The 6,588-nt window shown below is 41.3% G+C and carries 6 protein-coding genes and 1 pseudogene; 3 read left to right on the top strand and 4 right to left on the bottom strand.

All coding sequences use genetic code 11. The features are described 5' to 3' along the window. From ABZB17_RS18975 to ABZB17_RS18965, 3 genes are all read left to right on the top strand, one after another. Positions 1-1,169: saccharopine dehydrogenase family protein (locus ABZB17_RS18975; RefSeq protein ID WP_372652537.1), on the top strand; the 1,169-nt coding region annotated here is incomplete at its 5' end. A gap of 80 nt (positions 1,170-1,249) precedes the next feature. Further along, complete coding sequence (locus tag ABZB17_RS18970; protein WP_372652535.1) at positions 1,250-1,645, top strand: hypothetical protein; 396 nt, start codon at positions 1,250-1,252, stop codon at positions 1,643-1,645. Positions 1,646-1,819: 174 nt separating this feature from the next. After that, positions 1,820-4,567, top strand: a complete 2,748-nt coding sequence (locus tag ABZB17_RS18965) for a prolyl oligopeptidase family serine peptidase (protein WP_372652533.1) — start codon at positions 1,820-1,822, stop codon at positions 4,565-4,567. A gap of 52 nt (positions 4,568-4,619) precedes the next feature. Here the strand turns inward: ABZB17_RS18965 and ABZB17_RS18960 are convergent, their stop codons facing one another. The 4 genes and pseudogenes from ABZB17_RS18960 to ABZB17_RS18945 form a co-directional block, all read right to left on the bottom strand. Further along, the gene (locus ABZB17_RS18960) at positions 4,620-4,847 is read right to left on the bottom strand and encodes a putative signal transducing protein (protein WP_038559178.1); all 228 of its coding nucleotides are present in this window, start codon (positions 4,845-4,847) and stop codon (positions 4,620-4,622) included. Beyond that, positions 4,844-5,293 (bottom strand): SRPBCC domain-containing protein, encoded by a 450-nt coding sequence (locus ABZB17_RS18955; protein WP_372652531.1) that lies wholly within the window; start codon positions 5,291-5,293, stop codon positions 4,844-4,846. The genes ABZB17_RS18960 and ABZB17_RS18955 overlap by 4 nt, the downstream gene beginning before the upstream one ends. Before the next feature lie 30 nt (positions 5,294-5,323). Then, positions 5,324-6,007 carry a TonB-dependent receptor plug domain-containing protein gene (locus ABZB17_RS18950; protein WP_372652530.1) on the bottom strand — a complete coding sequence of 228 codons (684 nt, stop codon included), beginning with the start codon at positions 6,005-6,007 and terminating at the stop codon, positions 5,324-5,326. A 75-nt stretch (positions 6,008-6,082) separates the two neighbouring features. Next, positions 6,083-6,588, bottom strand: a pseudogene (locus ABZB17_RS18945) (glycosyltransferase); the annotation flags it as partial.

Raw genomic sequence — 6,588 nt, 5'->3', positions numbered from 1 at the left:
GGGATTTTCACGCATTAAACCAAAACCTAATTTTAAACCGGATGAAGAAGAATGTTATTGTTTTGGGCGCCGGACTTGTAGGAAGTTCAATTGCCAAAGATTTATCGAAGAACCATCAGGTTACCAGTGTTGACTTTGACAAAAAAGCCCTAGACAAGTTTTCTGCGTTCCCCGAAATAAAATGCATTCAGGAAGATCTGAGCCAACCCGAAAAAATAAAATCACTGATTTCCGACTACGACCTTGTAATTGGAGCAGTTCCGGGTTTTATGGGTTACCAAGCCATGAAAGCGGTAATTGAAGCCGGAAAAAACATGGTTGATATTTCGTTTATGCCCGAAGATTTTCTGTTGTTAAACGGTTTGGCTAAAAAAAATAAGGTTTGTGTTGTGGCCGATTGTGGTGTTGCTCCCGGCATGGGAAATATTATTCTAGGGCATCACAACCAGCAAATTACAGTAAAATCATACGAATGTCTTGTTGGCGGGCTGCCCGTCATCCGCGAATGGCCCTACGAATATAAAGCGGTGTTCTCGCCCATCGACGTAATTGAAGAATACACACGCCCAGCGCGCTACATCCAAAACTACGAGCTGGTAGAAAAAGAAGCCCTCTCTGATCCGGAATTAATCCATTTTGATGGAATTGGCACGCTTGAATCATGGAACTCCGATGGTTTACGTTCGCTGATGCAAACCATGAAGAACGTTCCCGATATGATTGAAAAAACACTGCGTTACCCGGGATGCATCGAGTACCTTCGTGTTTTACGGGAATCGGGATTTTTCTCGTACGATCCGGTTGAAGTAAACGGAGTTAAAGTGCGACCAATTGATGTTACGGCCAAATTACTGTTCCCTAAGTGGCAACTTAAACCCGGCGAAGAGGATTTTACGATAATGCGCATTGTTATTAAAGGAGTGGAAAACGGAGCCGAAAAAACCTTTACCTACCATTTGCTCGACAAATACGACCGCGATTCGCAAACCATTTCAATGGCACGAACAACTGGCTATGCGTGTACCTCGGTTGCAAATCTCGTTCTTGATGGCACCTTCAATTCGGTTGGTGTTAATGCACCCGAAGCAGTTGGGGCACAACCCGGAAACCTCGGGTACATCTTTCAATACCTTAAGGAACGTGGCGTAATCTACCAGCTTTCGGAGTAGTTACAAGTATCTCACTTAAAATTATTTTAACCTTAACCCAAAGCAAATCATCTTTTGTAGCAAATTGCTATTTTTGCACCATGGAAGTGATAATTGGATTTGGCTTTTTACTACTCACCTTTATTGGTGTTTTTCTTTTAGTAAAAGCAAATAAAAAAAGCGGGAAGACAGAGAACAAACAAGAAGAAGTGGTTGCACCACCATCCGACTGTTGCGGTGCGCATGAGATCTGTGAGTTCGATCAGATGAAAATGAACGAATCGCATGTTGAATATTACGACGACGAGGAACTTGATGCCTATAAAAATATCGATGAAAATTCATACACAAGCAACCAAATAGAACAGTTTCGCGAAGTTTTGTACACCTTAAAAACCGAGGAAATAAAGTTCTGGCTGCTCAGTATTGAGCGCCGGCACATTCAACTTCCGGCCATTTTAAAAAGCGAAGCCCGGATGCTAATGGCCGAAGCTTAAACATCCCCCCGGCATTGAACCTCCCCTTACTTTTTTCGTTGTGATAAGAGCATTGCAAAATTACGTTCTTATTCAACAGAAAATATTTCTATCTTCATAAAATCTTTGTGTAAAAACCGTTGATTTTTACATATTATTTTCATCCAATTAGGTAAAACCAACAATTTCAATTCTATGAAAAACTTTTTTCTTCTATTTGTTCTTGTAATCAGTTCAGCAAGTTTATCGGCCCAAACAGAAAAACGACCACTTACCTTTGAAGAAATCCTAAAGTGGAACAGAATTACCGAAACCCATCTCTCGAACAACGGAAAATACGTTGCGTGGAAAGAAGAACCATGGAAAGGTGATGCAACGTTGAAAATCAGCACACCCGATGCCAAAGAAATTGCATCATTTAACTGCGGAAATAAAGCACAGTTTACAGCTGATTCAAAATTCCTAATATTCACAGAAGTTCCTGAAGCAGATACCATTCGTGCCCTTAAACTAAAGAAGACAAAAAAGGAAGATCTGCCACAGAATAAACTGGTTGTTTTTAATATCGGAGAAAATAAATCCGAAAAAATTGAAAACCTGAAATCGGTGAAAGTTCCCGAAGAATGGTCGGGTTGGATCGCTTATCAGGCGAAAGATCCGAATGATTCCACAAAAAACGAAAAGGATAAAAACAATCCGCTCTACATAAAAGATCTCAACACCGGATCAATAAAAACATATCCTGCAGTTAGCAGTTACGAATTGGCAAAGGATCAGCCATTTATCAGTTTTATTTCGGAAGGCGACAGCACCTTTACAGCAGGAGTTTACCTGGTTGATTTAAAGACCGACAAAGTTTCTGCAATTATAGAAGCAGAAGGAAAATTCAAACAACTTTGTATTGCCGACAGTGGTGAACAACTTGCTTTTTTAGCCGATACAACCGATGCTGAAAAGCCATCGTTTGCGCTTTATTACTGGAATGGTGAGCATGAAGCTATTGTTACCGAAAATTCAAACAAGGCCATTCCTGAAAATTGGGAAATAAGCGAGCATGGCAATCTTTCGTTTTCAGATAATGGCGAGCGTTTATTTTTTGGCACTGCTCCTAAAATTCCCGAAAAAGACACTACAAAACTGGAAGAAGAAATCCCGGCACTTGATGTCTGGACATGGAATGAAGAAAAACTTCAAACCGTTCAACTCAACAATAGAGAAAAAGATTTGAAGAAATCCTATTTGGCCGTTGTTCATCTTGATGCGCAAAAAACGGTTCAGTTGGAAACAGAACTTTTCTCGGGCATACGAAAAATTCAAAATGGCGATGCCGATCAATTACTTGCCTACAGCAACCGTCCATACGCGGTGCAAACCATGTGGGAAGGCGGCCCCTATCACAACGATTTTTACCTTGTTGATATCCATTCAGGGGAGGCCGAAAAGATTAAATCCGATTGCCGGGCCACTCCATCGGTTTCTCCCGACGGGAAATTTGTTTACTGGTACAATGCCATCGATACAACCTGGAATACCTACGATGTGGCAAGTGGCACCGAATATCAAATTACTGATCCGGTAACTATTCAAACGGCAGACGAATTAAACGATGTACCTAATCTTCCCGGATCATATCGCGCTGCTGGCTGGTTGCTAAACGATAAAGCGATTTTGATATACGATCGTTACGACATTTGGAAAGTTGATCCAACGAACTCAGTCGATCCGGTAAACCTTACTAAAGATGGCAGGTCTGAAAAGATCAACTATCGCCTGGTGCGTTTTAATCCTGCACCAAACACCGGTATCGATCCGGAAGAAACCGTTCTGCTGACCGGGCATAATGAAGTTTCACGTGCTGATGCTTATTTCGCTTTCGACCTCAGTAAAAACAAGGCACCTGAAGCTCTTTTCAATCAGAATTATCGCTTGGGTAGACCTGAAAAAGCAAAGGAAGATGATTTGATCATTTTTACAAAAGAAGATTTTGAAACCTACCCTAACCTGATTGCAACCGATCTGCGATTTAAAAAGGAAGTGCAAATTAGCGATGCCGCACCGCAGCAAAACGAATTTAAGTGGGGAACTGCCGAACTGGTTACCTGGCGCTCGCTCGATGGATTGGTGTTGGAAGGCACCTTACATAAACCTGAAGATTTTGATCCGGGCAAAAAATATCCGATGATCGTAAATTTCTACGAAAAAAGTTCACAAAACCTGTTAAGCTACCGCATGCCGGAAAACCATCGCTCAACTATCGATTATCACTATTACACCAGTCACGGTTATATTATTTTTAACCCTGATGTTTATTACCAGGAAGGCTATCCGGGCGAATCGGCATTTAATTGTGTGATGCCCGGCATTACAGCGCTAATCGATAAAGGTTTTGTTGATGAAGAACACATTGGCGCGCAGGGGCACAGCTGGGGCGGTTACCAGGTAGCTTACCTCGCTACACGAACCAATATGTTTGCGGCTATAGAGTCGGGAGCTCCGGTGGTAAATATGTTTAGTGCCTACGGTGGTATTCGCTGGGGATCGGGATTAAACCGGTCGTTCCAGTACGAACACACACAAAGCCGGATCGGAAAATCGATTTGGGAAGCTCCGTTGCGTTATTTGGAGAACTCACCGTTGTTTATTCTCGACAAGATCAACACCCCAATTCTGATCATGCATAACGACGATGACGGTGCTGTGCCATGGTACCAGGGAATTGAATTCTTTATTGGGTTGCGACGTTTGCAAAAACCAAGTTGGATGCTTAACTACAACGAAGCCGACCACTGGCCAACAAAACTTCGCGATATGCACGATTTCCAGATTCGGATGGCCCAGTTTTTCGACCACTACCTAAAAGGTGCGCCAATGCCAAAATGGATGGATGAAGGTATTCCGGCAATAAATAAAGGAGTGGATATGGGCTATGAGTTGGTAGAATAAAAAACAAAAAAGCGATGTACTTCTAGTTAAGCACATCGCTTTTTTGTTATTGTTATTTTATCGAGTTATAAATCTCCAGGGCCTCTTCAAATTTATCTTCCATTACCCTGATTTCAATACCTATATTGGTAGGACTTCCGCTAAAAGTACCGTCAATAGTACTTGTAATTTCGTTTACCAGCATAAAATCGATGCCGGCTTCATCAAGCATTTCTTTAAACAACATGTACTTCATGTCGAAATTGCTGGTGAATGTAGCTACAGTTACGGCTTTACTCATTTGTTTTTACTTTTATTTTTTTGCAAAAAAGCAGGTAATCGGTCTCCCAGAAAATAATTCCAGCCAGCCCGCCGGCTTTCGTTCTTAAACTCTTGTATATCATCCTGAAAATCTTCCAGAACTGTTTGTGTTAACGTCAATTTAGTTTGCCCATTATCGTCCGTCAAATTAAAACGAACAAGAGAGTCTCCCGGATATTCGAGATATTTCCACGAGTAGCAAATTTCTGTTGGCACGTTAACCTCAGTCACCTTCCATAGATGTGTAAATGTTCTTTGACCTGACCGAACAACGAATTGAGAAGCAGAGCCCGTTTCCGGTTGAAAATGATTGATATTATCGAAATACCATTGTTTCATTTGGGGCAAGTTGGTTATCGCTGTCCAAACGTTTGCAATTTGGATATCAAGTAGCTGTTCAACAATAATTTCATCTCCCTTTTTCATTGCCTCATATCCCAATAAACCGCTGGAGTATTAATCATCCAAACCTTTTTTGGTTTCAATCACCACCACTCCATTTGCACCGCGTGAGCCATAAATTGCCGCGCTACCATCTTTAATTATATTGATACTTCTTACCTGCGAAGGAACCAGTGTGCTCATAACGCTGCCATCTACCTGAACGCCATCCACAACAATTAGTGCCGCACTGCTCAGGTTTATCGAATTAACCCCTCGAATAATTATATCTCCGTTACTCTGAACCTGCACACCGGCAAAACGTCCACGCATCAGATCATACATATTGGTATACTGCGAAAAATCGACGTCATCGCTTGTCATTTGGGCCAGCGCATTTAATTTTTCGCCATCTTTTACATAACCATATCCTATGGCATATTCCCTGGCTTTTTCACCGGCCTTAAGTTTTAAATTAACGGCAACCAGCTTTATCTTTTCGTCCAGTTTAACATTCTGGTTAATAAATCCCTTTGCCGATACCTTTAATTTATCACTTCCGTCAACTTTAACTTTGAATTGCCCCAGTGAATCAGTTTTCACAATTTCCTTGGAGCTTTTCACCATCACCTCGGCACCTACAATAGTAATACTGTCGAAAGTGGTAACGATTCCTTGTATAAAACGTTCCTGAGCAAAGCTGTTAACTGTAACTACACAGAATAGTGCGAGAAATACGAGAGAAATTCGGGTTTTCATTGTATTGGCTTTTTTGTTTTATTGTTTGCTAAAGTTATAATAATTTAACAAAAAGCCAAGATGCCCGAAATTACATTATATATTTTCGTTAGCAGGTGCTACACGTTTCACCCGGTAGGGCTTTTTCTGTTGCGATTCGAAATAAGTTCGCATCTGTAACTCGGCAATAATGCCTGTTGTAATGAACTGAATACCACCCAATACCAACAAAATACCAAGTAATAATAATGGTTTTCCCCAAATATCATTGCCCAAAACTTTGAGTATGAGCAGATAAATGTTAATCAGCACCCCAATTGCAAGCGTAAAAATACCGATGTTGCCGAAAAAGTGCATTGGGCGTTGCAGGTATTTCTTAAAGAAAACCATCAGTACAAGATCGCTCATTACGCGGGTTGTACGACTGAGGTTGTATTTTGAACTTCCAAACTCGCGCGGACGGTGGTTCACATCCACCTGCGTAATTTTTGTGGCACCTTCAAGCGTTACAAGCGCCGGAATATAGCGGTGAAGTTCGCCATAAATATGAATGCTTTTTATGGTATCGTTGGTAAAAATCTTTAGGGTACACCCCAAATCTT

The sequence above is a fragment of the Draconibacterium sp. genome, assembly GCF_041583095.1.
Lineage (GTDB): Bacteria > Bacteroidota > Bacteroidia > Bacteroidales > Prolixibacteraceae > Draconibacterium.
This window is presented reverse-complemented; position numbering and strand designations above follow the sequence as displayed.